Consider the following 26,996-nt stretch of genomic DNA (forward strand, 5'->3'; position numbering starts at 1 on the left):
AAGGTCAGGAAACATGATTTTAATTTAAAGAATAACATTTAACCTATTAGATGGTCATTCAACAAATTTATTAATATGTCTAATAGCTGTTGGATATTCAGAACTACAATTCAATCGTAGCTACATAGTTCTTTAGCATTCTGTTCTTAAAAAGTGTTGCTTGATTTTATGCAAATGTCATTTGCATGAAGGAAGAACAAGTGCTTGTATTTCTGAGCAAGAAATACAACCCTAAACAAAAGCTAATACAACAGCTTTCTTACTATATAATCATATTTTTTCTAATATGATACTGAGAACGTAGTATAGATTACAAACTAAAAAAGAAACTACAATGCAAATGTACTTCGCAAAGTAGTTGATGTATACAATCTATTTTGAACACATTACCAAACTATGAAGAGCCTTTGCAATTACAAGACGGCATTCCAGGTACAACTCCACTTGATGGTGATAGTCTCTTTTGGCTACATTGCTCTTCAAGAGCTGAAATAAGAAGGTTCTGGACTATTATTGATTCTGGGGTTTCGAAGGCAGGGTTAGCTAGGTTTTTTTCTTCTAACGGATCATTAGTAAGGTTGTATAGTTCATATTGATCTGGAACTGGATTATTTTTTGTTTTCGTTAAGCAAAGGTAGCATTGCTCATTTGATGTCGTATTAATCGCAGAGCTCTGGACAGTTGTGTTGTCCTCACACCCAGGATCACTCCAAAATTGTGGATTATCATAATAACGACTAAGCTTCCACCTCTCTCTTTTTTTATCCATACCAGTAGGTAACATCGTAATAATCGCTTCAATATGATTTGGCTGGACGACTGATTCATACGGCTCACCTGATAATGTGACCTGATTCAATCCCCTTGTCACATCATCATCACTCATAAAATAAATCGGTTCATCATCACGGTAAAAATCTTTTCTTCCTTTTAGCAAAGGGGTAAGGTCACGACCAACTAGAGGGTGTACTTCAGTATGAGCTGGCCTCAGCTTTTCTTGTATTTCCATTGGGTTAATACCTGCTAAGCCTAGCATAGTTGGCAGAACATCAACGTGACTCGTTATACTGTCTGTACTTTGTCGACCAGAGAACAGCCTAGGACTGTGGATGATCATAGGGACATGAATCGACTCTTCGTATGTGTTATACCACTTTTGAAATAATCCACCGTGTGCACCTAATAATTCTCCATGGTCAGATAAGAAAATGACAATTGTATTTTCATAAAAATTAGATTTCTGAAGTGCTTGAAATACTTTCAACATTTCCTGATCGGCTTCTTTTTGTAAAGAGTAATACAACTGGCGATAAAAAAGTGTGTCTCTTAGAGGCTGCAAAGCTTTCTGATAAGTAACTCGGTAGCTATCTTGTGCGATGGGTTTTGTAGATAGTGATTCCTTTGCCGTTGGAGCAGGAGGAATGAACGGAACAGAAGGGTCTACTTTAAAATTATACAGTGCACTTAATTCTGTAACGATTCCGAATAATGCGATATCATGTGGATTTACAAATGAGCTCATAATCAACCATGGTGCATCATTTTCTTCTTGTAATTCGAGAGACCGAATCAATGCAACAACTTCTGCAGAATAGACAACATCTCGCCCACTGACACCTATGGCTGCTGAACATCCTGAATTTCGAGGAGCTGAACCATGAGGCTCAGGACCCACCCAGCCAGAGAACCCAAACTTATCCAATTGATCAGCGCTCAAATACTTTCGAACCTTCTCTTCATCAGGTATTCCTGTCAATGTATAGCTTGGGTAAGCATCTTTTGTACCAGGAATGAGAATATCTTCATCAGAAGCATGCCACTTTCCTTTCCAAAAAGTACGGTACCCAGCAGCTCTAAAATAGTCACCCATCGTTGGAACGCTATTTGGGTCTAACCAGAATAAATCTGGGTCAAACGCGGTTTTAGCTACACCGCTCGTTTGTGTTACCCCATGTAGGGAAGGGTATTGCCCAGTATACAATGTCGCACGACTTGGTGAGCAAGCTGTACTCCCAGCATAATGATTGTTAAATTCAAATCCATTTTTACGTAAAAGCTCTTGTGCAATAATATTTTCTTTCCGCCATAACTTTAGTTCTTCGTTTTCATAAATTGATGGAAATCTTTCCTGGTCGACCATTAAAATAAGAAAGTTTGGCTTTTCTTCTTGGACATTTTTGCGGTCTGAACTTGTTGTCGCTTGATTCACTTAACATAACCTCCATGTATTGTGATTAGGGTAAAAGGTACTCTCGTATGCTTTAATTCATCTTCACTATATGATGGTTATAAAGTTATCATTCTAGAATCATTATGAATAAGCTGTATAACACTCGATGTCCCAAGATGGGTAGGAAACACCTTTCATTGTTTCTAAAATATATACAAATAGAGTGTAGGCATCATTTTTTCAAATATCAGTCTCAATTGCCAAAGAATAAACACTGTTTTTACAAAGTGTTGGTTTCATTGAGCGTAATAAACAATATATATCGAAAAACTCGAAATATTGATAAAATGATTGTTAAATAGTTGTATTGGAGGATAATAATGAGAAATAAAGTGACAGGTGTTTTACGATTTTTAGGCGTATTTACTATTTGTGTAGGGATAATTATAGGGGCTTGGTTGGCAAATGATACACAACTATTATCTTTTGGAGGGGCTTTTTTAATTGCCTGTGTTATAAATAGTTTTTTGTTATTTGGTCTTGCTGAAGTAATGAATGTGGTATTCAAGATCTATGAAAATATGGGCGGTTCGACACTCAAAAAACTTGAAATATCTGGCTCACTAGAAAGTGTACAAGCGAATAGTAAAACAAAACGAATCGGTATAAGCGATAGGAAGACGATTGAAATGTTTTATGTTGATTCACATAGTAAAACAGCAATTGAGGTAGTAGGCACCCCATTTGAGGATTTCTTTTTGGTGAGAAACAGTGACGGAGGAATAGATATAGTAGAATTAGGTGGTTTTAAGCCGCAAATACTAAGCGCAGAAAGTATAATAAATCATCCTCAATTAAAAGATTGGTATGAGTCATTATAGTTAAAAAACAGTTATCGAATACATGCAATCTCTTCGATTCTTCAAATATCGTCATATAAATCTAGATAAGAGAAAAGAAAGTACAACGGGTTTCAACTATAGCATAGGTACGAAATAGCTACATATTTTTGTTTCTAGTAAACTTACACTCAAGGACTACCTAATTAGCTTATAGATTTTTAATCGTGGGTGTTCTAAAATATTTGGAAATCAATATATTTAATCAATAGGTACAATGTGAAATCTTGATTACAATTTTATTAATCATGGAAAATAACTTCAAAAATTATTAAGTAAAAAGATGCTGCGAACGAAAAAAAGCCTAGTATAAAATCAATAATCTGTGCGAAAACAAGCAGCACATAAAAAATATGTTATGTATTCACTTGAAATGCCTTAAGATAATGTCTAAATCCTTAAATAATACCTCATCATGGGAGGATCTCGTAATTGGTTAGTCAGTTATACAAGAACCATTTTACAGTTTATAGCTATTATCCTGTCATGAGACCAAAAAAAGGAGTGAAAGCATTGTTAACGAAGGAGGAACAATTTATACTGGACGAACTAAAAGTTATTTTTAAAAATGAAGGCAAAGCAGCAGTTGAATTCAATAGACGAGAATTAGTAGAACATTTTTCAGACATCAATGTTCCAGTTGTTATAAAATCTCTAGTGATCAATGGCTATTTAAGTATTGAACATCTGCCAAAGGGGAAACTCTTACTAACCATCTTGTAGATTAATAAATAGAAGTTAAAGCCTTGAGGAGATATTGTCTGTTTACAGGATGCCAAAAAAACACAAAGAAAATAAAGAGTATCGGATATCTATATAACTATTGTTGTATATGTATCCGTTACTTAACGCTAACACTCATAGGGAACAGTCTTCATTAGATTAGAACAAATACATACCTCCTTTACGTTATCGTTGTTCATAATTAACGATGTAATATTTGTTTGTATTATAAACTGTGTTTGGGTGAACATTGTTTCCAAAACTATTGTATGAAAAGTGACGAGCCACTTGAAAAATTATAGGATTCGTAGATGAGTCCTATAATAATTAAGTACGTTGGCTGGTCTTTTTGTTGTGCATGAATAATATTGATTTCTAGATAGTAGCTTGATTATAGGTTGCTAAAACTAATTCGGATATGGTTTTCTTTTGGTTATATATACAAGAGCCTTTACATGTGTAAGATCCATTTATATTTTCTTTCTTATGAACTTGTATTACACCTTCCTTACTGTTGTTGAGACTTAACAACTATTTTATTTGAATCCAAAATCTCCATAAAAACTTTAAAATTTCATTCTATAATAACTCTGTTGAACTAACTAAAAGGCTTGCCACAAGGATAACCTTTTATTAATTATTGGGGTGTGAAAATTGAAAAAGGTGGTTCAGTGTAAACTATATAAAATGGGTGAGTTCAGTGTTGAGTAATATGCGTAAAAAAGAAAATAAAATAATATTTATTACTAAAGGGTATGCTGTGACAATACCAAAAAAACTTAGGGATTATTGTAATATGGAACCTGGGCAAGTAGTGGATGTTTACTATAGTGATATGTGGATAGAAATAACGAGCAATAGAAGAGATGAAAGTTTAGAAAATCAAGTAGTTATTGGTTCCAGAGGTTCAATATATATACCAAAAGAAATACGGAAATTTACGAATATTAATGAAAGCACTAAATTTAAAATTTGTATTAACGAAAATTTAAAATCAATCAAACTAATACCTTTTGTTTAGGGCAATAGACTTGGACTATAGTGTACATAGGTGTGTTACATCATTCATCAAATTAATTTTTTAAAAAAATACATTATTTCTTCAAAAAAAATCCTTTAAATCTGCATATTCCCTCGATATTTTTAGAATGTAAAAAAAATATCTTCATAGAGGAGTTAGGGATGTTAAAGAAAGTATCAGCATTTAGCCTACTCGTAGTGTTACTAAGCATAGGGATAGTCGTATATGCAGATGGAGGGGATGCGGGAAATTATGAAGACATTTCATCAGTTATTAACGGTTTTAGAGGAGAAAATACTTTAATAGAACAAAAAAATCAACTCTTTGAACTATCCGATGGTCATGCTCACGGTGAAGAGATTGTAATTGTAGATTCTCCAAATTATGTTGTTTTAGGAATATTTGGGACAATTATCTTCTTGTTTTTAGTGTTGGGTCTCACTTTAAAATTACATAAGAGAAAAATGGAAGAAGCATATATTCAAAGAATACATATGAAGAACTTGTTGTCTCATCCCATTATAAGCAGTTTTCTTAAAAGTAAATGGTATCCTGGGATTTTTCAATGGACAGCCATTGTTGTGTTTTCAGTCATTGTATTTCAGTTAGTTGCGGGTACAACAAATGGTCATAAGAATTTTGGAACGACAATGACATGGGTTCTTTGGTGGCCTATTATTCCGCTTTTATTTATCTTATTTGGAAGGTTTTGGTGTGCAGTTTGTCCATTCGGCAAAATAAGTGACATTGTTCGAAAATACTTTGGTAGTGAACTCCCCGTACCAAAATTTCTAAAACAGTATGGTATTTGGTTAATTGATTTATTTTTTATTTTAATTACATGGAGTGATCACGTTTTTGGTATTGTCGATTCACCTAGAGGATCTGGATATTTATTATTAATCTTGTTGACAATGGTCATCATCACATCTGTTTTTTACGAAAGAAGAACTTTTTGTAAGACACTATGCTTTCTAGGTGGTCTTGCAGGTAATTATTCTAGAGCTGGTATTGTTGAATTAAAAGGGACAGAGGAAATTTGTAAAAGCTGCAAAACTCAATCATGTTATCGGGGTAACAGCAAAGTTGAAGGTTGTCCTATGTTTCAATTTCCAAGAACAATGGATTCAAGTGCGGATTGTAACTTATGTGCGAATTGTATTAAAGCTTGTCCTAATAATTCGATTCAAGTTTCAATTCGTAAACCTACTAGTGAGTTATGGGGTATAAAAAAGCCAAGGTTAGAGCATACCGCATTAGCAGCTATCATTATGGGAATCGTATTTGTTCAAAATATTACGATGTTGTCTGTATGGGAAGATATTCTACAATACATAAGTCAATTAACGAGAACAACGAGCTATGCAATTAATTTTACAGTTGCATTTATAGTATCAATGGTTATTCCATTATTCCTTTTGTGGTTTGCTTCTTTTATAGCATCTAATAAAAAGGACATGCAAACAATTAAAGAGTATTTTGTAATTTTTGGTTATGCCATTATTCCGCTGGATTTGGCAGGGCATATGGCACATAATTTATTTCATATTTTGACCGAGGGGAAAGCAATTTGGTACAATACGCTCCAGTTGTTTGGTATTAAAGCGAGTGGTGATTTAGCTATTAGTTCAGGTTTAACAGTACAAATATTACAGTATGCAATTATAGTTTTAGGATTGCTTGGCTCGATTTATACCGTACATCGTATAGGGAACAATAATGGTATTCAGAAGAAGCTACCTTTTTATGTGTTAATGATAGTATTTACAGTAGTCAATATTTATCTGTTTGCACTGCCAATGGATCACCGAGTTCATTAAATTTCTTTCTAGAAGGAGACTATTATATATGAAAATGTTAAAGACAATTACTCCAATTTTATTAGTAGGAGTAGTACTTGTGGGCTGTAATTCCAATGAACAAACTACAGAACCTACAAAAATAGAAGGTGGCAAAAAAATTGAACATATGCACGGGTTATCATATCAGGATGATACGATCTTTGTTGCTACACATGAAGGAATGATTTCCACTAGTGATAAAGGAGAATCATGGTATACTGTTAGCTCTCATGATAATGATTTTATGGGTTATCATGCACTATCGAATGGTGAAATGATTACAAGTGGTCATCCAGGGAAGTCATCAAACCTTCCAGATCCTCTAGGACTTTTAAAAAGTACTGATAATGGAATTACATGGGAAGAAGTATCGTTACAAGGCAAGATTGATTTTCACATTTTAGATGCAAATTATTCAAATACTGATATTATATATGGTTTGAATCAAATGGGTAGTGGCAAATATGGGGCAGGTATATTTAAATCAATTGATGGTGGCGAAAATTGGGATAAAATTGAGCCAGTTGGCTTACCAGATGACCTTCATAAAATTTACACATTAATCTCACTGCCGAATAATGATAGTGAACTACTGGCTGGAACACAGAATGGTGTCATGCGTTCTGAAGATAGTGGAGAGACATGGGAGTTATTAGATGGAAATCGCTTAATTACTGCAATTACAGTTATGCCAAATGAAAGCAAGGACTTAGTGAGCTACTCAATTACACAAGATGAAGCAGGTATTATGAAAAGTAGCGACAATGGGCAGACTTGGGATTACATTGGTCTAGACTTGGGAGAGGTCGCAGTCAATAATATATCTATAAATACAGATAATAATAACTTAATGTCAGTAACAACATTTAACAACTCTGTGTATGTGACTGAAGATGGTGGGGGAAATTGGAAGCAAACGATAGATGCTGGAACTATTAAATAACAGCTATAGAAGAGACTCGACATATTAGTTGGGTCTTTTCTATATTTAAGAAATGATGGGTATTACATATTTGAAATTAATAAAATGCTTTAAGAATCTGCAAAATTTTTCAATTAATTTCGAAGATAGTAATGATAAATAACATAAGCTTGTTGCATAAACTTTGTTGCTACTATTTTTTCACTATTAGCAACACAAACGTATTGAACATATGCAATTGAAAGTTATGAATGAAGTTCAATAAATCTGCAAAAATTCTTGCTAGTATAAGAGCAAACGAATGGAGTGAACTGATCATGATGGGATGGCTCGATAGCTGCTCTGGTTTTCAAGGAGGAAGTATGATGATGCTAGGGATGTTTATTTTTTGGGGAGGCTTACTTTTCTTGGGGTTTTATCTTCTGAAAAAATATCTGAATGGCAATAACCATTCATACCAACATCCGATAAATATTTTAAATGAAAGGTTTGCAAAGGGTGAAATTTCTGAAAAAGAATATGACCATTTAAAAGCAAAAATAAGAAGTAAATAACAAAAACTGCTTCTATCTTTTATAAGTAGTTGGGCTAAACAAGTTTAATTTTGACAACGGAGTATTGTGGAAAATCAATGGAAGATTAGTAGATAATGAACTTAACCAAAGGGGTGAAAGGTTTGGGGAAGTTTAGGTTATTGACACTTATAATTGGGGGAATTTCTTTCATATTAGTTGGGTGTCAACAAACAACTTCAAATGACAATTCAACATCTATAAATATATTAGATATACCAAAGGAAACTCCAAATGAAGAGGAGGTTGTTACATTTGATATTATTGCTCAATCAACTGTTTGGGAAATAAAAGGTACACGATTTGAAGCTTGGACTTATAATAACGAAATTCCTGGAGAGGAGATTCGTGTAACCGAGGGAGATTTCATACGTGTTAATTTAAAGAACAACCTTGATGAGCCAGTAACGATTCATTGGCACGGCATGGTTCTCCCTAACATGATGGACGGTGTAGCTGGTGTGACACAAAATGCAGTGCAGCCTGATGAGGAATATACCTATGAGTTTGAGGCAATAGAAGCAGGGACGTATTGGTATCATTCTCACCAAGATAGTGGTAATCAAGTAGATAGAGGTTTATATGGCGCGCTAATCGTTGAACCTATGGAGAAATCTTATGACCAAGATGTTGTACTAATGGTAGATGAATGGTCTATAGGTGAAAGTGGTGGAATGATGGACCATATGTCCGGTGGCACACCTGGAGAGATGGACTCACAGATGACCTATGGAACCTTTACTGTAAATGGTAAAAGTGCCCCAAATATCGACCCTATTGTTGCTAATTTTGGGGAAAGAGTAAGACTGCGTCTAGTGAATGCTGGATATCAAAAACACTATTTTTATTTACAAGGGAACTCTTATAATTTAGTTGCAAATGACGGTAAAGAAGTAATTGGGGCACCGCTAACTTCTGATGTAATTGAGATAGCTCCTGGTGAGCGGCTAGATATTGAGTTTAACGCTAATCAGAGTAATAATTGGTATATTTCTAGCGTGAACAATGTGGAAGGTGCCAACGATATAAGAATTCCTATCATCGTAAATCACGTTGAAAAGCAAGTGGAAGATATAGATCCTGTTGTAGAAGGAAAAAAGGAGTTATCACTTATTGATTTTACAAACATTGGTGAAATGGAGTCGATTATTAGCTCAGAAGCCGAGCCAGACCTGATATACGAAATGGATTTGAACGTTGGGATGGGTATGATGGCAGGTGGTATGACTTACAAGATTAATGGGAAAACATTTCCTAATACTGATCCTATTAAAGTTCAGAAAGGTGACGTAGTAAAAGTAACGATTATAAATAATAGTATGTTAGACCATCCGATGCATTTACACGGTCACTACTTTCAAGTGATAACGAGAAATGGAGAGAGGTTAAAAAATCCATTAGTAAAAGACTTAATTAATGTTAAACCACATGAACAATATGAGATATTATTTACTGCTGATAACCCAGGAGAATGGGTCTTTCATTGCCATGACCTTGTCCATGCTGGAAATGGGATGGTAACAGTTGTTAAATACAATGGATATTATTCACCATTTGAATTAGAAGGAGAGTACTTCAATAAACCCGAATAAGTTTATGTCATATAACGAGTTTCTTATTTTTCTATACTTTCTTTATAATTATGGCTCTTTTCATAAACTTTACTCATCAGTCATCGTTTTATAGAAGAATAGTTACCTAAAGCCTAGTTGTATACGTGTTTGTTATTTCGTACGAAAAACAACATTCTATACGAAAACAGTCATAATTATTGTATTTAGTGAGCATAAAAGTGTTAACTTGAAAATTAAAGGTGGTTTTGTTGTGTATGCTTTATTTAGTCAGATAAGTAACTTTTTTAGTCAGCCTTTTATGAATATTGCGTATAGCGTTGAAGGTATTCCGCTGGCATCTGCATTTGTTTTGGGCATTGTTGGTGCAATGGCACCTTGTCAATTTACAGGGAATATTGGTGCAATTACTCTTTACGGGAATCGGTCCATGCAAGAAAAACTTGCATGGAAAGAAGTGATCTATTTCATTATCGGGAAAATAACTGCATTTTCTTTACTAGGATTATTAGTATGGTTGCTAGGACGTGAGTTTCAGCAAAGTCTAACCTTATATTTTCCTTGGTTTAGGAAAGTAATTGGGCCAATTTTAATATTAATGGGTATTTATTTAATGGGGTTTTTCAAAATGACTTGGAATCTGCAGCTAATTAACATACCAGACAGTTATTTTAAAAAAAGTAAATTTGGCTCATTTCTAATGGGATTAAGCTTCTCCTTAGCATTCTGTCCAACGATGTTCATCTTATTTTTTGTTACATTAATGCCAATCGTTCTATCTACTTCTTATGGAGTTATTTTACCAACAATTTTTGCTTTAGGTACGTCTATCCCTGTTCTAATAGCGTTGTTTTTAATATGGTATTTTGGCTTGGGAGGTTCATTAATGAAAAAAGGTAGAAAACTAGGGAAACGAATTCAAATGATTGCTGGTATTATCATTATTATAATAGGTATCTTTGATACAATAACTTATTGGGCTTAAACTATAGTCATAGCAGCAACAGACTGCTATGACTATTTTATTTAGGACATTTTTTAGAGGAAGTTATGTCATATGGTCAAAGTAAAAGATAAATAAAATATTTAAGTTGACAATTACCATAGGGGGGTATAGTATAAAAGTAAGAAAACAACATAAGGTTATTAATTAAGAGTAAGGCTAAAGGCTATTCAAATTTTACTTCAACATAAATTCCAATTATGGAAAGGGCGGGTTATTGATGATGAAAGGTAAAAAGACTCATCAAAATGTGGGTAATCCTGAAAGACATACACATCAAGAACATGATGACCATAAACAACATGGACATGTAGGACATAATCACCTGGAACATAATAGTCATAATCACCGAGAACATAATAGTCATAATCATAACGAGCACGATGGTCATAATCATCAAGAACATAATAGTCATAATCATAACGAACACGATGGTCATAATCACCGAGAACATAATAGTCATAATCACCGAGAACATAATAGTCATAATCATAACGAACATGATGGTCATAATCACCGAGAACATAATAATCATAATCATAACGAACACGGGGGGCATAATCACCAAGGCCATGGAGGGCATAATCATGGGCATATGATTGCTGACTTTAAGAGGAGATTCTATATTTCTTTAATAGTAACAATACCAATATTAATTTTTTCTCCAATGATCCAATCGATTTTAGGGTATGAATTAAGTTTTTATGGAGTAAATTATGCTCTGTTTATTTTAGCAACATTCATTTTTTTCTATGGGGGAAAGCCTTTTTTAACAGGTTCTTACGATGAGCTGAAACAAAAGAGCCCTGGAATGATGACCTTAATAGCACTTGCGATTGTAGTGGCGTATATATATAGTACCTTGACTGTCTTTGGTTTATCAGGAAATAATTTCTTCTGGGAATTAGCCACCCTCATTGACATTATGTTATTAGGGCACTGGATAGAAATGCGATCAGTAATGGGAGCTTCTAATGCTCTGGAAGAATTAGCGAAAATGATTCCTTCAGAGGCTCATCTGATAGATGAAAATGGAGAAATAACAGATGTTAACATTAGTCATTTAACCCAAGGAAATAAAGTTCTAGTAAAACCTGGTGAAAAGGTCCCTGTTGATGGAACTATTATTAAGGGGAACTCTTCCATCAACGAATCTATGCTGACAGGTGAATCAGTACCAGTTGAAAAAACAATAGACGATGGGGTGATTGCAGGATCCATAAATGGAGAAGGATCTTTAACCATACAAGTAGAAAAAACGGGAGAAGATAGCTATCTTTCCCAAGTAGTAAAGATGGTTAAAGAAGCCCAAGAATCAAGATCCAAAACACAGGATTTAGCTAATCGAGCTGCTAAATGGTTATTTTATCTAGCACTAATTGCTGGGTTCGTTACATTGGTAACATGGTTATTGCTGGGGTACCCTTTTGTTTATGCGTTAGAACGTATGGTAACTGTAATGGTAATTGCTTGTCCTCATGCTTTAGGTTTAGCAGCTCCATTAGTTGTAGCTAGATCTACAGCATTAGCTGCAAAGCAAGGGTTATTAATCAGAAACCGTGCTAACTTTGAAGAAGCACGAAATATTCAATCCATTGTCTTTGATAAAACGGGTACTTTAACCGAGGGTGAATTTGGTGTAACTGATATCATGACTGAAAATGGCTATGAAAAGAAGGATGTTTTACAACTTGCAGCTTCTCTAGAAGTATTGTCTGAACACCCGATTGCTAAAGGGATAGTTGGAGAAGCAAAAGCTCAAAAATTAACTTTTTATCAGCCAGATGAGTTTGAATCGATGACAGGTAAAGGGCTAAAGGGAATTGTAAAAGGTAAAGAGATTTTACTAGTCAGCCCTGGTTTTGTTAAAGCAAATAATATAAGATTTCAACAAGAAACGTTTGAGAGATTATCTGAGCAAGGAAAAACTGTAATCTTTGTATTAATTAATAGTGAAGTAGCTGGAATGATTGCACTTGCTGATAAAGTTAGAGAAAGTGCTGAACGTGCAATCGCACGTTTGAAGAATATCAATGTCCAATCGTTGATGTTAACTGGAGATAATTACAAAGTAGCTCAATGGGTTGGAAAGCAATTGAATTTAGATGATGTAGTTGCAGAGGTATTACCACATGAAAAAGCAGACAAGATAAAAGAACTAAAAGCAACCGGTTTAAAAATAGCAATGACAGGGGATGGGGTCAATGATGCACCTGCTTTGGCAAACGCTGATCTCGGAATAGCTGTAGGAGCAGGTACTGATGTTGCAATGGAGACTGCAGATGTTATTTTAGTAAAAAGTAATCCTGAAGATGTTGTGTCCATCCTTGAGCTTTCAAAATCAACATATAGAAAAATGATTCAGAATCTTTGGTGGGCAACAGGGTATAATATTGTCGCGATTCCACTTGCAGCTGGAATCCTATCACCAATAGGAATCGTATTAAGTCCAGCAGTAGGAGCTGTATTAATGTCTCTAAGTACTGTAATTGTTGCGATAAACGCACGATTGTTCAAAGGTTAAGATTGGAAAATATTGATAAAAAATATTAATAAGTTAAGAAACGCCACTAAAGACTAAATAGTTTTGAGGTGGTGTTTTTTTGTAGGTGAAAGATTACCCAACACTTTTCTTTCGAAAAACTTTATAGTAAATTCCAATCTTCATAAAAAATCTATAATTTTCTATTATAATAGCACTGTATTCGAAGGAGGGGTCATATTTTAGGCTGTTTTCGCATTGATAGTTGTTTACGTGCTAAGAAATAAATACGGTATAACTTTAGTGAGTGGTACCTTTCTGCTATAAAACCAGAAAAACCCCCCCGTTATAGTGGTTTAAATTAGCAAAATAACAACAAAGAGTAGGAAACGGACCTTTATTTAAGCTAGTATGACTAGAAATAATTTAATGAAGAGAGGAATTTTTGATGAAACCCATATTTAGTATAGGTCCGCTTTCAATATATTTTTTCGGTTTAATGATAGCTATTGGTGTAATGGCAGGTTTAGCTATTTTAACTAGAGAAGCAAAACGTAGGGGACTTAATTATAAATTATTGATAGATGGTGCAATCTACTCTTTCATTGGTGGAGTAATAGGAGCTCGAATTATTTATGTATTCATGTACGATCCTATCTATTTTATTAATAATCCATTAGAAATTATATTCATTCATAACGGCGGACTCTCAATACATGGTGGTATTTTAGGTGGTCTTGCTGTTGGGTATATATTTTTGAAGCGTCACAAGATGCCGATTTGGGAAACATTAGATATTGTCGCGCCAGCATTAATATTAGCTCAAGGGATTAGTAGAATTGGTTGTGATGTATTTGGTGGTCCAATTTCACAGGCATTACCTTGGGGAATGGAAGTAAATGGAGAGTATCTTCATCCATCTCAAGCATACGAATTTTTATTAGATTATTTGTTATTTGGGTACCTATGGTTACGCTTGAAAAAATCATCTTACCATGGGCAAATCTTTATTCATTATTTAATTGGTTATATGATCATACGAGCAATTGTGGAATTCTCAAGAATTAATCCGATGATATTAGGTACGATATCTGTTAGTCATTTAATGAGTATTGTAGGTATAACCATCGGAATATTCTTAATGAAATATTTGAAACCAAGAACCACTATTAATAATGATAATGTAATAACAGCAAAAGATTATTATAAAACAATATTTGCAGTAATTGTATTGATGCTTTTATCGGTCATTATTTATTTTGGGGTACAGGGGTGAAGATCAGCTTAATAGTTGAAAAAACACCTTTCACACAGTTGAGAACATATATGCATTTTATCTGCAGAAAAAACAATTAACATATAAAGATATTATAAAAGGTTATGGTATTGAGACGGGAGTGATGGTTCAGAAATTCATAATTAATAGCATATTGTTAGATCGGCCCTTTTCTAAAATTTTGTTTAAGTTATTAAATTGAACAGCATGGTGAAGCTATATGATACTTTCATCCTTAAACTAGTAGGAAAAGAGCCACTAACGTCAGTTAGTATGCCCATTTAGTTTTAAGTACAAAAAAATAACACCGTTCAAAGTTTACAGTCATTTGACATATGACTTCATTATTAAAATTGATCTATGGGAGGTATTAATGATGGAATGGATTTTACTTTTACTGCTTCTTTTATGTCCATTATCAATGGTCTTTATGATGAAAGGTCATAATCATGGAAAACATCAACATGGTCATCGTCATGGGAAACATCAATTTGGTCATAATGCTACTGTACAAAGTGATTTATCGAGTGAAGAAGAACAGTCTTCTAGATTAGACAGCTATAAAGTTAAGCAATTAGAAGGTGAACTTACTATGTTAAGAGAACAACATGAATTGCTTAAAGAAAAATTTGATGACTCTATCGAAAGTAATGCAAAGAATAAGTAAAGCTGGAGAAGGAGTCAACAGGGTGAAGAATCTAATGATGTAGTTAAATAAATCGAACTACAAAGGAGATCATTGATAGAACCCTGTATACCAAGAAGCTCATGAAATCTCATGTCAATCACTTATAAAGTGGTGGATGTAATTAATATGGAAGCTACCCACCTTGTAAATGAATAACAATTAAATGATTGCAGGTTGATGTTGATTTAACTACTCATTCAGGTGATTTGACCGAATTAAAGCTAGATAAGAATATTTTTTGAGTAGATGATTAGCACAAAGTATGTGTTAGAAATTTTGTTATCCAAAGGTCAATTCAAAATTTTATCTTCAAATAAATAACTTTTATATTAATACCGTAGTTTTGGATTACACGTCTAGGTGATTTAAGTTGAATCATCTGATGTTTGTAGGGATATCTGTACTAGTTGCAATAGTAAATGCATATATTGATGTACATGCTATTAAACTAGGATGTGATAAATATGATTATGTCAAAAGCGTTATTAATGACAATTATAACACCACTCTTATTAACCTTTTATATTTCCTTATGCTTGGTTATACAAAGAAAAAACATAACAAGTATGACTAGTATGACGATTACAATGACAGTCGGTATGATGAATGGTTTGTTAAGTGGAGTGATCTTTGGGGTTTTTTTAAATGGAAATCTCTTTTTATCTACTGTCTTAGGAATGGGTGTTGGGTTTATATGTGGAAGTATGGTTGGGCTACTGAATGGAATCATACCAGTATTAAATGGAATGTTGTCAGGTTTAATGGGAGGAATGATGGGAGCAATGTTAGGTGAGATGGTAATGGTTCAATATCAGGAATCAACCATCAAAATTTTTTTTACATTAGTGATTGTTTCTCTCATTCTAGCTTTAAATTTGTTGAATGAAGAAACGCAAAAACCTTTCACTCAGCCCTTCAATAAAATGCTTGAACATCCAATAGCTTCAGCTATTATTCTTATTGGATTTTTCTATATATACAATAATATGGGACTAATAGTTAACACTGAGTCGTTACAAGTTGATTTAGATATAGAACATAATCACATAATTGATAATTGTAGAGACCTGCTAATGGTGAGGGTTAGAGGGATTAGAACAATTTATAGGCGCTATGCAATAAATTATCATAGTAAGGAAGGATTTGAATATATTGATCATAGTTTCAGAAGAAATGATGTCTCCAAGGATATTTGTGTATATATATATTACTTAATTCGATAATGAGAAAACAGCCCTAAAAAATAGAGATCATTTAAGTTGAAGTCATGAAAAGATATTGACATTTCAAATATATCAAGCTATTATATTAATTATTCACGACAATATATTGTGATTCCGTAGCTCAGCTGGGAGAGCGCTACCTTGACAGGGTAGAGGTCGCTGGTTCGAGACCAGTCGGAATCATCCTAACGCTAGAATCCTTGATAAATCAATGGTTCTAGCGTTTTTTATTTCCGTTGACTTGTGCTTTGGCTTAGTCGCAGGGTTACGCTCCCATTAACCCGCAAGGCAGCGGTGCTAGATGCGTAAACAAAGCCTCTTAAATCGATTACTCCGAATCAAAAATATGGGGGGTAGCGGTGCTGTAGAGGTATTTATCCATCATATTCCTTTAGTTAATTTACTTAAAGGAGACGAATATTAAGGCAACAAAACGACGTGGTAAAGCTACTAAAAACGCAAGAGTAATCGGGCAACAGAAATCTATCAACGATTTAGAAGAATTGTTTTCACGATTTAAAGCGATTAAAATAGCCGAAGGTCGTGCGGAGAAAACTCTAAAACAGTACGATCACAACTACGGTTTTATTCGTGATTATTTAGGGTGCAACGGAATTGATGGAAATATAAAATGTATTAGAAAAATACCATTAGAGACTCTATTGTATTTATGCGTGAAAGACTAGTGAAATTAAGATCATAAATATAAAACCGATAAGGACAAGGAAGTCGGGTTATCTCCAGTGACTATTAATACGCGTCTAAAAATGGTCGTCCTCAACGAAGATAATTTTGTCTGAGAGCGATTGGTCAATATTAGTTAAAGGAGGCGGTCAGTGCGCGAGTTAACGCTATCTCACAGGACTGCTTGAAACAACAGTGTTAGATATACATCTTTCAGTGATAGTAAAGTTATAATTTATCACACAAATTTCTCCTGTACTTCCATTAGTACATGTTAAAGTTATTTGAGTGACGTTTCTATATGAGATGCATATAACATCTCCTTCAATACAAGGACCTAAAGGAAAATCCATCCCGTTTGAGGTTACTACTATTAGTATTTCACACGTTGTAGTAGGTTCTATGGTAATTGTACCGTTTACAGATCCTATAGTATTTCCATTAAAAAAGGAAAATGTTGGACTGCCGCACTCTCGCTCAATTCTCCCTGAGCATTGGTCGGTAATTACTGGACAATCACAACAAGCAGTTTGTTCTTTGGCTGTAGATACAGTACTACCGCAACATGATGATTTTGAAACATACGCGCTCATTATTCTACCTCATTTCATAGTTTGTTTGCGGTATTGTATGGTTAATCAATTCGTTTTGATTAGACGATTGAGTAAATATTTTGGTGTTTTACAGCTAATCGCATTCAGCGTGGTTGGCTTTTTTAGATTCCGAAAAAGGAGTCAATCTAACATGGCGCAAACACAGCGCGAAGTTGGCGAATTCACAGTGAAATTAAACGTTGAGGTGTCTGATGTTATTACTGGGTTAAAGGCTATTCAACGTGAAGCAAAGAAAGCAACGCAGGCACTTCGGGAGTTGGAGAGTATTTGCTTATCGTTAATACGGTCGGCTTTTTATATTGTGAAAGGTTAACGCAAGCAGGGTGCGAGGATTAAAGTTGGCAATGAGCCGGAGCGATACACGTTTAATCCTAGCGTGTTTTATCGTCAGAATAAGAAGCCGGACGATACATTACTCGCCATGTTTAACGTGAAGAAAAGGTATTTATTCTCAATTAGAATAACGTAAATGATAATGAGTGTGACCTTATTCCCATAACCAAAAACAGGGTTCACCATAGAGCGACAAGGGATGTAGAGATTTTTAGTGCGAAATTATATCTTAATCTTTGTCTACTAACCAAGATTGCGCCTCATTCGTTTCTCTCATTCGTCGCTGTCCTCTTTATCGCTGGTTATTAAATTATCGGCGAGGAAAGGTATTAATGGACAGTGATGACTTGAGCAAGGCGAAAGGCGGCACAATGGTTTTGAACTTATTAAATCGGTATGTATTCGCAAAGTATTACGGAAAGGAGGGCGTTAATTATGGTACGGAATTTAACAAAAGCACAAATAACGGCAATTAAGATATTAGCAATGCCGAAAAGAAACAGAATGAAGTACGCTGAAATAGCCGAAGAGGTAGGCGTTACAGAACTTACATAACAAAGGATGGCGTAAGCTCGATCACTTTAACGAAGAATTACATCGTCAGATTATGCGCAATACAGTCGATAGATTACCGGAAGTAATGGAGTCGATATACCCGATCACATAAACAAGGATAGTAATGCTGCGATGTTTAGGACGTTGTTTCAGGTGCATAGTAGTTAACGGAGAAGGTCGAAATCGATTCGATAGATAAAGAGGAAGGCGTTAGTATGTCGGATGTGAGAGTGAAGATCGAACGGTTTAAGCAAACGGTAGACACTGACGAATAGATAGCGGAATTGTAGGGTGAACTTGATGTCGGTTGAGGTCGTACGTCCAATCAGGGTAAAAATACGAGCATATTATATCGTAAATCTGTGATTATGGAGGTTGAGCGATGTCTCAGTATAAGAAAGTAAGTACGTGTTGTGGAAGTACAATCGTAAAGGATGAAAAAGCGTGCGATTGTCCTTGTCTATTGTTTACTGGTGATATTACTTCAAATTTCTCGGTAGATAGCGTCAATACAACATCGGAATTATATAATGGAAAAGCAATTGGAATTGTAGGTACGGTGCTATTAACTTTAGCAACATTAAACTTGAATGATGTAGTCGTATTTAACTTTTTTTCAAATGGTACATTAAACAAGTCTATAACTTTAAATGCCAATCAATTTAACAAATTTTTCACATGCGATAATGTAACTAGAATTGAAGTAGTGTTTGTGGCTGGTACGGACCCTGTAGAAGGGTTAATGCGTTGGGGAGCAGTGAATGAGCCTTGTAAGTAAATAAGTCTACAAGCCGAACCTGACGCGCGGTACCTCGAACACTTCCACCTTAAAACGGAAGGTTAATTGTATGCACTATTTTAGCGAGTAAAGGGAGTTCGACAAGCTAGAAACGCGGTCATATCAACGATGTATAAAATCGTGTATGATTGATAAATTTACGTGAGTTAGAAACGCGGTCATATCAACGGTTATGACCACGTATTGGTTCCTATAGTTACTATTATGTAAACTAGAAACGAATGACGTATACAGCGATATACACGAATCGGAGTGAGGTCGCAAAGGGAAAACGACTGCCCCCAAAGCGCGCCCAACGAATAGCCCTTATTAGACGGAAAAACAATGCGGATTCAAAAAATCACTTTGACCTTGCGCTCACATACACTAGTAAAAACGATTGTAAGGAGGTCGGTACAATGGTACTGGCTTATGTTGTGAATGCCAGGTAACAGAGTTTCCGTTATTGATACGAAAACACAATCTGTAATTGCTACCGTTTTGGTGGGGGCAGGGGCTAATAATATTGCGATTTCACCTGACGGGAAACTAGCTTATGTTACTTTCACTAGAGATGTGATAAGTGGTGTGTCAGTTATTGATACGAAAACACACTCGGTTATTGCAAATATTCAATTAGGGGTTGGAGCCGTAGGTATCGCTTTTACACCTGATAGTAAACTTGCCTATATTGTAATCGATTCAGGTGATATATCAGCGATCGACACGAAAACTCATTCTGTTATTGCAACTGTCCCAGTAGGTGCCGATCCGGAAGCAATAGCAATCACACCAAATGGGAAACTAGCTTATGTCGCAAATCGAGGAACAATTAATGAACCAGCTACTGTGTCAATCATAGATATTAAAACTCATAGTGTGATCGCGACAGTAGTTGTGAGTATGGGGGGAGATCCGTTTGCAGTTGAAATCACAACTAGATTATAATGTAAATCGACTTGTAGACAGTATAGCAGTTATCGATACAAAGACGCACTCTATTGTTGCAACTATTCAAGTAGGAGACGGTCCACAAGATGTTAAATCTACACCTGACGGGAAACTAGCTTATGTTGTAAATCAAGGTGATGATGTAATTTCTGGCTCTGTTACAGTAATTGATGTGAAAACGCATTCTATAGTGGCTACAATTTCAATAGCATCTCCCGATGAAAGCCCAGTTAATATGACCGAGTGAGTTTTTGTATCAATTACACATACAGTACTATCCCTTTCATTACCCACATAAGCTAATTTCCCATCTGGGGTAAACTCTAAAAAACGAAGGTTGTTGTCTACTTGAAAAATGGTAGCTATGATTGATTGTGTTTTTACATCGATGGCAGTAATCGTATTTCCGTCACGAGCATCTACATAAACAAGTTTTCCATCAGGTGTAATAGCAATGGTCATCGCAAACGTTCCTGTCGGTACTAATCCTGAGGCGATTGCATTCAGCCCTAACTAACCTAAACTAAATTCACGCTCGCTCATCAACCGGCGAGCTTTTTCGCGTGAACTAACACGGAATGGAGGACGATCTTATGGCGTGGGAAAATGGCGAATGGCTAGATTATGATGAGCGCCAGCACAAAATTGAAGAAATAAACGAAATTATCACGTTAATTGACGCTGAGTATAATTCAGCCGAAGATATGCCGGTCGAAATTGTGCAAGACTACTTCGAACTAATCGAAAAGTTAGAGCGTTTTAACCGAATTCACCGTGTCGAACGCGACTTGCTTTACTGTGCATACGAATATTTCGCCGAAAACTTGAACCCGGAAAACTCCGATAACTGGATTCCGAGGCAGTAACAAAACGTTGAGTGTGTGGGATATTAAAGAGAAGATCAAGCGGTTTAAGGGCGGTAAAGAGGAGGATGAATAGAGTTTTCGCTTATCGATAGAATAGTAGACAGGACATAAGCAAATGTAAGTAGTTGTTTCGTTTTTGCGTCCAATCACGGTTATAAATACCGGCATAATATACCGTATTAAACTGTGATAGCGGAGGTCGAACGATGAGTCAATATAAAAAAGTGAGTACCTGTTGCGGGAGTACAATCAAGGAAGGAAAAACGTGTGATTGTCCGTGTCAATTGCTCGCGGATGTTATAAGTGCTCAAAATAACGGTTTAAATAGTACGAATAATAATATAGCAGAAGTATACAACGGTAGAGCAGTTGGAATACATGGTAAGGCAGAGTTAAAAGATGGTATAACAAATCCTACTGGGATGGGTGAAGTCGTTATTAATTTTACTTCAAATGGTATTTTACAGCCTATAACCTTAAAATTAAAGGGTGTAGGCAGTATCTCTAGTAAAATTTTTTCATTCCTAAATGTAACCAAAATAGAAGTGATAGTTATGAGTGGAGTGGACCTAAATGTACTTGTATCTCTCGATGGAATGACAGAGTTATGTAGTTAAGCCTGCAAGCCTAACCCTTTCGCCTTGAATCAGAAGGTTAATCGTATGCAGGATAATGTAGTAAAGCGTAGGTAGATCAAGCGGTTTAAGGGCGGTAAAGAGGAGGATGAATAGGGTTATCGCTTATCGATAGAATAGTAGACAGGACATAAGCAAATGTAAGTGTAGTTGTTTCGGTTTTACGTCCAATCACGGTTATAAATATTGGCATAATATACTTTATTAATCTGTGATTGTGGAGGAATAACAATGGGTCAATACAAGAAAGTAAGTACATGTTGCGGGAGTGCTACTGATAAGGAAAAAACGTGTGATTGTCCGTGTTTATTGATTGTAGATAATATAATTACTTTAAACAGGAATATGAATGATTCAACTAATAATACAGCTGAAGTATACAACGGTAGGCCAGTTGGATTGCAAGGTGAGGTCGAATTAACGTCGGAATCGGGAGTACCTATGGGTGTCGGGATTGTAATAATTAATTTTACATCAAACGGTATTGTACAGCCTATAACATTAGATCTATCTTCTAGAAACACTAACAAAATATTTTCGTTGTTAAATGTAACTAAAATAGAAGTGAATGTTATGACTGGTGAGAATCTGAATGTGTGTGTAACTTGTGATGGAATGACAGAACCGTGTAAAAGGGGCAGTATAGGCTATAGTGCAGTTGAAAAAGTAACGCAATGCGATTGTTCGTGTCAGCTACTTGCCGACGATATAGGTACCACAAATACTGGCTTAAATAGTGTGACTAATAATTTGGTGGAAGTATACAACGGCAGAGCAATTGGATTTCACGGTGAGGTCGTTTTAAGAGAAGATCAAACAGACCTAGACGGTGTAGCAGAGGTAATTATTAATTTTACTTCAAATGGGATTATACAGCCTATAACTTTAAATTTAAACGAGGTTGACACTACCGCTCACAAAATGTTTTCATTTTTAAATGTAACTAAAATAGACATAATGGTTTTGAGTGGGGAAAATTTAGCAGTAGATATAGATATTGATGGAATGACAGAACCGTGTAGCTAGATCTGCAAGTCGAATTCGACGCGAGGTACCTCTAACACTTTCAACTTAAAAAAGAAGGTTAATCGTATGCACTATTTTAGCGTAGTAATGGACGACCGATACGCCACAAATGTCTTCAAATCATCGATGTATAAAATCGTGTATAATTGATATATTTACGCGCGTTAGAAACACTGTCATATCAACGGTTATGAGCGCGTATTGGTTCCTATAGCTACTATTATGTAAATTAAAAACGAATGACGTATACAGCGATATACATCAATTGGAGTGAGGCTGCAAAGGGGAAACGACTGACTCCCAAGCCCCCCTGACCAAAAGCCTTTATCTGACGAAGAAACTATGCGTATTCAAAAAATCACTTTCACTTTACACTCGCATACACTGCTAGAAAGGACATAGGTCGGACGATGGTACGGGCTTACGTTGTTAACGAAACTTCAACCGGTAATGTTTCTGTGATTGATGTGAATACACATAGCGAGATTGCAAGGGTTACAGTTAGTGGTTTACCAATATAGCGGTCACACCGTTCGTAAAACTTGCGTATATTACGAACGGTGGTTCCGGTACTAATTCGGTAACAGTCATCGATACTAAAACACATTCCGTTATAGCAAGAGTACTGGTCGAAAGTTGCAATTACCTCGAATGGTAAATTTGCGTATGTAGTTACTCGAAATGGAAATACAGTCACGGTCATTGGTACTAAAACCCATTCAATCATAGCAGTAGTCGGAGTGGATAGCTAACAACGTTTTGTTTCTTTTACACCCGACGGAAAACCTGCTTATGTCGGAAATAATGGTAGTAATAATGTTTCAGTAATTGACGTAAAAACTCATTCACTAATTGCTATAGTTCCCGTATATACTGAACCAACTGCTATCGCATTCACACCGTGTTAATGTAATTTATCTTAAAAAAAATTTACGCTCGTTCATCAATCGGCGAGCTTTTTCGAGTGAACTAAAACGGAAAGGAGGACGATCTTATGGAGTGGAAAAGTGGCGAATGGCTTGATTATGACGAGCGCAAACATAAAATTGAAAAAATAAACGAAATTAACACGTTAATTGACGCTGAGTGATTTATCGCCCAATACTATTTCACCCCAAAAACATGGCGTTATGGGAACAATGTTGCGATATCTATCAAGATCGCAATAACGCGATCGGAGCCGATCACGCACTCGCATTTTACGAAACCAATCACCAGGAAATGGATGATGGTGCCGACGTGCTTTGGCCGGATGTTCAGCCGTTGTACAAGCTGATGAAATGAAAGTGGGACAACGGGTCAAATGCGTTCAACACCGCGTATCAAAATAATCCACTCGATGATATTTGTTTCAGAGCACCTTTCGTATTGGAATGAGAACACATCAAAGTTTGATTACAAATCAAACTAATTTTTAATAAAGATGGGCGTTGACTTTGTGATGGGTAAAAAGAAAGACGAGTACTCGGCTATTGGTGATGTTGCGAAGGATAAAACAACGAACACATTTTACGTTATTGATTCCTGGGGCGAAGGTGTGTTAAGCCCGACGTATTTATGAAAAAGATCATTGAAATGACGCTAAAATATCAGCCCCACGGTATAGCAGCCGAGGCGCAAATGGCGCAGGAATTCTTTGTCGATGAACTGAAAAAGGCATTAAGAATAGTTAATTACCCGGCACACTCACGCGTTCATAAAATTCAGCAAAGATAACGAAAAGATCTTCGAATCGAGGTGGTTTTTCCAGATGTTGGAATCGCAGGTAAGATAATCACGCCCTGTTGCTCGAACAATTTGAACGATATGGAACGGGTGAGGTTGACGACTTAATTGACGCAATGGAGCAGGCGATTTCAATATCGAAGAAGGTGAGAGCGCGGGTAATGGAAAAACCAGCATGGTTGTAGCTTATTCGTTATTATGCTGTTTTTCTAATAACCTATCAGTCTTAGCTGATATTTTATAAAGATTCTCACTTATTTCGTTAAGTAGATATATACCTCTAAATAAACAACCAAGAATGATACCAAAAGCGATAATTGCAGAAAAAATTGGGCCAGTAAAAAAGATGAAAATATAGCTTAATATTGTAGTTAAAATTATTATAAATACCAAATACACATTAAAACCCCCTTACAGTCTATTAATTATATTACTTAAAGAAAGGAGGCGGTGCAATGTTCGAAATAGGTAAGCAGTTTCCACCGGCAGTTGAAGTTGAACGCTTAGCAAAATATAAACGCGGTAAATCGTTCTTTGACGGCAAACAACACGAAGTCTATCAACGCGCATCGGAACTATTAAAAGACACACCTTTTGCGTTTAAAATGGAAAAGATATATATCGCGATTAACGGTAATTATTAACTTTAATTGTAACGGTAAAGAATGTGGAGTAAGCCTTATATTATGTGGTAGTTTTCAAAATTATGAAGTTAAATAAGAGATGTTGTATTAATTTGCTAATTCAACAATTGGGCCATATTGTTGAATAACCAGATTTTTTGATTTGTAGATTTTTACTGATTAATAATTTTAAGAATTATAAATCCTAATTGCAATATTATCCACTATGTTAAATTACATGTTGTTTTATTTATAAAGTGATCAAGTTGTTTTATTGGGTAACCTAATTTATAAATATAAGTAGAACAAATTTATTTATCGAAGAGTACCTTCAAATAGAGTCGATAAAGTAACAGAATTTCATTTTAATATCAAAACTGCTAAAAAAAAAGACCATAAAAAACCCTTTTATAGTAAAAATATTATAAAAATTGTAATTATTTTCACTATTCCCCCCCTTAAAGATAGTCATTTTGTATAGATTTTCACAATGATAATTGACTGATATTTTGAATTTTTATAAAATTAAGTTATTTATTTATACAGGGTAAGTTTTTTATTTAATTAAACTTATCTTATATGAGAACTAGTACTTTGATGATAGACTAGTAAAATAATAATGAGGTGAAACAATGAAAAAGAAAAAAATTAGTTACCACTGTATTGGCCAGTTCATTAGCTTTAGGAGCTTTTGTTGCTCCTTCTGTGAATTATGTAACAGCTCAGTCTAATAATCAACTAGAAAAGGTAAATTGGAGTGAGAAGGTTAAAGCACCTGAATTTGTTTCTGGTAAATTGACAGAACCTTCAAATAATAATAGTGAAGATATACTCTTTAGCTATATTGATAGTAAAAAAGAATTATTTAAGATTAATGATATTGCAAAGAATTCGTTTATCGTTAAAGAAAGTAAGAAGGATGGTTTAGGGTATACGTTTATCCGTTTGCAACAAGTATTTAAAGGTACACCAGTATTTGGTGCCACGTTGACAGCACATATTGATCAAGATGGTGTTTTGACAGCAATTTCTGGAACCGCACTTCCAGAGCTAGATAAAAAGAATTCATTAAAAAAAGAGCAAAAAGTAGCTAAAAAAGATGCTGTTGCGATAGCGGAAGAGAACTTATTAGCATCCTTAGCTGACGCACCTGAATACGAAAAAAATCCGAAGGCAGAACTAGTCATCTATACTGATGGTGAAATAGCTAACTATGCATATGCAGTAAACTTCCTTTTCTTTTATCCTGAATTAGGAAACGTTGATTATTTTGTAGATGCTGTTACAGGTGAAGTGCTAGCGAAACATAACAATATTCATACTGCAGAAGATTCAGTTGGAACTGGTGTTGGTGTGTTGGGGGATCAAAAGTCTTTAAATACTTCTTTTGATGGAACTTCATACTCATTAATTGATAATACTCGCGGGAGTGGAATATTTACCTATGATGCTGAAAATAAAATTAATGAAAATAACTACTTTGCTAAGCTCCCTGGTAGTCTTTGGGTAGATACTGATAATTTATTCACAGATAGTTATGACAGCGCCGCAGTTGATGCTCATTATTATGCTGGCATCACGTATGATTATTTTAAAGATGTCTTTGGAAGAGATAGCTATGATGGAAATGGTGCACCAATAAAATCTACAGTACATTTTGGTAGAAGTTATAATAACGCTGCTTGGGTAGGCACCCAAATGATTTATGGAGACGGTGATGGGAGACAATTCCTACCTCTATCAGGGTCACTTGATGTAGTTGGACATGAGTTGACACATGCAGTAACGGATTTTAGTGCAAATTTAATTTATCAA

Annotated in this window: 27 protein-coding genes, 1 tRNA gene and 1 pseudogene; 26 read left to right on the forward strand and 3 right to left on the reverse strand. The window is 35.2% G+C overall.

The window, feature by feature from the left end; translation table 11 throughout:
* Nucleotides 1–394 precede the first annotated feature (394 nt).
* Nucleotides 395–2,209: a sulfatase family protein gene (locus JM172_RS15875; RefSeq protein ID WP_352223638.1), complete on the reverse strand. Its 1,815-nt coding sequence runs from the start codon at nucleotides 2,207–2,209 to the stop codon at nucleotides 395–397.
* A 341-nt stretch (nucleotides 2,210–2,550) separates the two neighbouring features.
* Between JM172_RS15875 and JM172_RS15880 the strand changes: the two genes are divergently transcribed.
* From JM172_RS15880 to JM172_RS15960, 16 genes are all read left to right on the forward strand, one after another.
* Nucleotides 2,551–3,051 (forward strand): hypothetical protein, encoded by a 501-nt coding sequence (locus tag JM172_RS15880; RefSeq protein WP_214483354.1) that lies wholly within the window; start codon nucleotides 2,551–2,553, stop codon nucleotides 3,049–3,051.
* 450 nt (nucleotides 3,052–3,501) lie between these two features.
* On the forward strand, nucleotides 3,502–3,792 hold the full coding sequence (locus JM172_RS15885; protein WP_214483355.1) for a hypothetical protein: 291 nt from the start codon (nucleotides 3,502–3,504) through the stop codon (nucleotides 3,790–3,792).
* Between the two features lie 712 nt (nucleotides 3,793–4,504).
* Nucleotides 4,505–4,813 (forward strand): hypothetical protein, encoded by a 309-nt coding sequence (locus JM172_RS15890; RefSeq protein WP_214483356.1) that lies wholly within the window; start codon nucleotides 4,505–4,507, stop codon nucleotides 4,811–4,813.
* Nucleotides 4,814–4,974: 161 nt separating this feature from the next.
* Nucleotides 4,975–6,633 (forward strand): 4Fe-4S binding protein, encoded by a 1,659-nt coding sequence (locus tag JM172_RS15895; protein WP_250886702.1) that lies wholly within the window; start codon nucleotides 4,975–4,977, stop codon nucleotides 6,631–6,633.
* A gap of 28 nt (nucleotides 6,634–6,661) precedes the next feature.
* The gene (locus tag JM172_RS15900) at nucleotides 6,662–7,597 is read left to right on the forward strand and encodes a F510_1955 family glycosylhydrolase (RefSeq protein WP_214483357.1); all 936 of its coding nucleotides are present in this window, start codon (nucleotides 6,662–6,664) and stop codon (nucleotides 7,595–7,597) included.
* 230 nt (nucleotides 7,598–7,827) lie between these two features.
* Complete coding sequence (locus tag JM172_RS15905) at nucleotides 7,828–8,130, forward strand: SHOCT domain-containing protein (protein ID WP_214483358.1); 303 nt, start codon at nucleotides 7,828–7,830, stop codon at nucleotides 8,128–8,130.
* A 122-nt stretch (nucleotides 8,131–8,252) separates the two neighbouring features.
* Nucleotides 8,253–9,740 (forward strand): multicopper oxidase family protein, encoded by a 1,488-nt coding sequence (locus tag JM172_RS15910; protein WP_214483359.1) that lies wholly within the window; start codon nucleotides 8,253–8,255, stop codon nucleotides 9,738–9,740.
* A gap of 232 nt (nucleotides 9,741–9,972) precedes the next feature.
* Complete coding sequence (locus tag JM172_RS15915) at nucleotides 9,973–10,704, forward strand: urease accessory protein UreH domain-containing protein (protein ID WP_214483360.1); 732 nt, start codon at nucleotides 9,973–9,975, stop codon at nucleotides 10,702–10,704.
* 238 nt (nucleotides 10,705–10,942) lie between these two features.
* A complete protein-coding gene (locus tag JM172_RS15920) occupies nucleotides 10,943–13,246 on the forward strand; it encodes a copper-translocating P-type ATPase (RefSeq protein WP_352223643.1) in 2,304 nt (767 codons plus the stop codon).
* Nucleotides 13,247–13,652: 406 nt separating this feature from the next.
* Entirely contained in the window at nucleotides 13,653–14,480 is an 828-nt protein-coding gene (gene lgt, locus JM172_RS15925) for a prolipoprotein diacylglyceryl transferase (RefSeq protein ID WP_214483361.1), read from the forward strand.
* Nucleotides 14,481–14,856: 376 nt separating this feature from the next.
* Nucleotides 14,857–15,147 carry a DUF2933 domain-containing protein gene (locus JM172_RS15930; protein WP_214483362.1) on the forward strand — a complete coding sequence of 97 codons (291 nt, stop codon included), beginning with the start codon at nucleotides 14,857–14,859 and terminating at the stop codon, nucleotides 15,145–15,147.
* 485 nt (nucleotides 15,148–15,632) lie between these two features.
* Nucleotides 15,633–16,391 (forward strand): hypothetical protein, encoded by a 759-nt coding sequence (locus JM172_RS15935; RefSeq protein WP_214483363.1) that lies wholly within the window; start codon nucleotides 15,633–15,635, stop codon nucleotides 16,389–16,391.
* A 110-nt stretch (nucleotides 16,392–16,501) separates the two neighbouring features.
* Nucleotides 16,502–16,574, forward strand: a tRNA-Val gene (locus JM172_RS15940).
* A gap of 807 nt (nucleotides 16,575–17,381) precedes the next feature.
* Complete coding sequence (locus JM172_RS24845; protein WP_250886703.1) at nucleotides 17,382–18,002, forward strand: hypothetical protein; 621 nt, start codon at nucleotides 17,382–17,384, stop codon at nucleotides 18,000–18,002.
* A gap of 957 nt (nucleotides 18,003–18,959) precedes the next feature.
* Nucleotides 18,960–19,355 carry a hypothetical protein gene (locus JM172_RS15955; RefSeq protein WP_214483364.1) on the forward strand — a complete coding sequence of 132 codons (396 nt, stop codon included), beginning with the start codon at nucleotides 18,960–18,962 and terminating at the stop codon, nucleotides 19,353–19,355.
* A gap of 441 nt (nucleotides 19,356–19,796) precedes the next feature.
* Nucleotides 19,797–20,303, forward strand: a complete 507-nt coding sequence (locus tag JM172_RS15960; RefSeq protein ID WP_214483365.1) for a YncE family protein — start codon at nucleotides 19,797–19,799, stop codon at nucleotides 20,301–20,303.
* A gap of 132 nt (nucleotides 20,304–20,435) precedes the next feature.
* Here the strand turns inward: JM172_RS15960 and JM172_RS15965 are convergent, their stop codons facing one another.
* On the reverse strand, nucleotides 20,436–20,768 hold the full coding sequence (locus tag JM172_RS15965; protein ID WP_214483366.1) for a YncE family protein: 333 nt from the start codon (nucleotides 20,766–20,768) through the stop codon (nucleotides 20,436–20,438).
* A gap of 131 nt (nucleotides 20,769–20,899) precedes the next feature.
* Between JM172_RS15965 and JM172_RS15970 the strand changes: the two genes are divergently transcribed.
* The 3 genes from JM172_RS15970 to JM172_RS15980 all read left to right on the forward strand — a co-directional run bounded on the left by JM172_RS15970 (nucleotide 20,900) and on the right by JM172_RS15980 (nucleotide 22,833).
* Nucleotides 20,900–21,172, forward strand: coding sequence for a hypothetical protein (locus JM172_RS15970; protein ID WP_214483367.1), 273 nt, complete (start codon nucleotides 20,900–20,902; stop codon nucleotides 21,170–21,172).
* 206 nt (nucleotides 21,173–21,378) lie between these two features.
* Entirely contained in the window at nucleotides 21,379–21,789 is a 411-nt protein-coding gene (locus JM172_RS15975; protein ID WP_214483368.1) for a hypothetical protein, read from the forward strand.
* A gap of 249 nt (nucleotides 21,790–22,038) precedes the next feature.
* Nucleotides 22,039–22,833, forward strand: a complete 795-nt coding sequence (locus JM172_RS15980; RefSeq protein WP_214483369.1) for a hypothetical protein — start codon at nucleotides 22,039–22,041, stop codon at nucleotides 22,831–22,833.
* A 421-nt stretch (nucleotides 22,834–23,254) separates the two neighbouring features.
* Here the strand turns inward: JM172_RS15980 and JM172_RS25670 are convergent, their stop codons facing one another.
* A complete protein-coding gene (locus JM172_RS25670) occupies nucleotides 23,255–23,560 on the reverse strand; it encodes a hypothetical protein (RefSeq protein ID WP_250886704.1) in 306 nt (101 codons plus the stop codon).
* A 58-nt stretch (nucleotides 23,561–23,618) separates the two neighbouring features.
* Here JM172_RS25670 and JM172_RS25490 point away from each other — a divergent pair.
* The 7 genes and pseudogenes from JM172_RS25490 to JM172_RS16010 form a co-directional block, all read left to right on the forward strand.
* A pseudogene (locus JM172_RS25490) lies at nucleotides 23,619–23,741 on the forward strand (hypothetical protein); the annotation flags it as partial.
* Between the two features lie 214 nt (nucleotides 23,742–23,955).
* Complete coding sequence (locus tag JM172_RS15995; protein WP_214483370.1) at nucleotides 23,956–24,117, forward strand: hypothetical protein; 162 nt, start codon at nucleotides 23,956–23,958, stop codon at nucleotides 24,115–24,117.
* Between the two features lie 154 nt (nucleotides 24,118–24,271).
* Nucleotides 24,272–24,394, forward strand: coding sequence for a hypothetical protein (locus tag JM172_RS25230; protein ID WP_284730473.1), 123 nt, complete (start codon nucleotides 24,272–24,274; stop codon nucleotides 24,392–24,394).
* The gene (locus JM172_RS16000) at nucleotides 24,391–24,549 is read left to right on the forward strand and encodes a hypothetical protein (RefSeq protein ID WP_214483371.1); all 159 of its coding nucleotides are present in this window, start codon (nucleotides 24,391–24,393) and stop codon (nucleotides 24,547–24,549) included. The genes JM172_RS25230 and JM172_RS16000 overlap by 4 nt, the downstream gene beginning before the upstream one ends.
* 68 nt (nucleotides 24,550–24,617) lie before the next feature.
* On the forward strand, nucleotides 24,618–24,743 hold the full coding sequence (locus JM172_RS25235) for a hypothetical protein (RefSeq protein WP_284730474.1): 126 nt from the start codon (nucleotides 24,618–24,620) through the stop codon (nucleotides 24,741–24,743).
* 270 nt (nucleotides 24,744–25,013) lie between these two features.
* Entirely contained in the window at nucleotides 25,014–25,202 is a 189-nt protein-coding gene (locus tag JM172_RS16005) for a hypothetical protein (RefSeq protein ID WP_214483372.1), read from the forward strand.
* A gap of 642 nt (nucleotides 25,203–25,844) precedes the next feature.
* A partial coding sequence (locus JM172_RS16010) for a M4 family metallopeptidase (protein ID WP_214483373.1) occupies nucleotides 25,845–26,996 on the forward strand: 1,152 nt, incomplete at its 3' end.

The sequence above is a fragment of the Bacillus sp. SM2101 genome, assembly GCF_018588585.1.
Taxonomy (GTDB): domain Bacteria; phylum Bacillota; class Bacilli; order Bacillales; family SM2101; genus Nanhaiella; species Nanhaiella sioensis.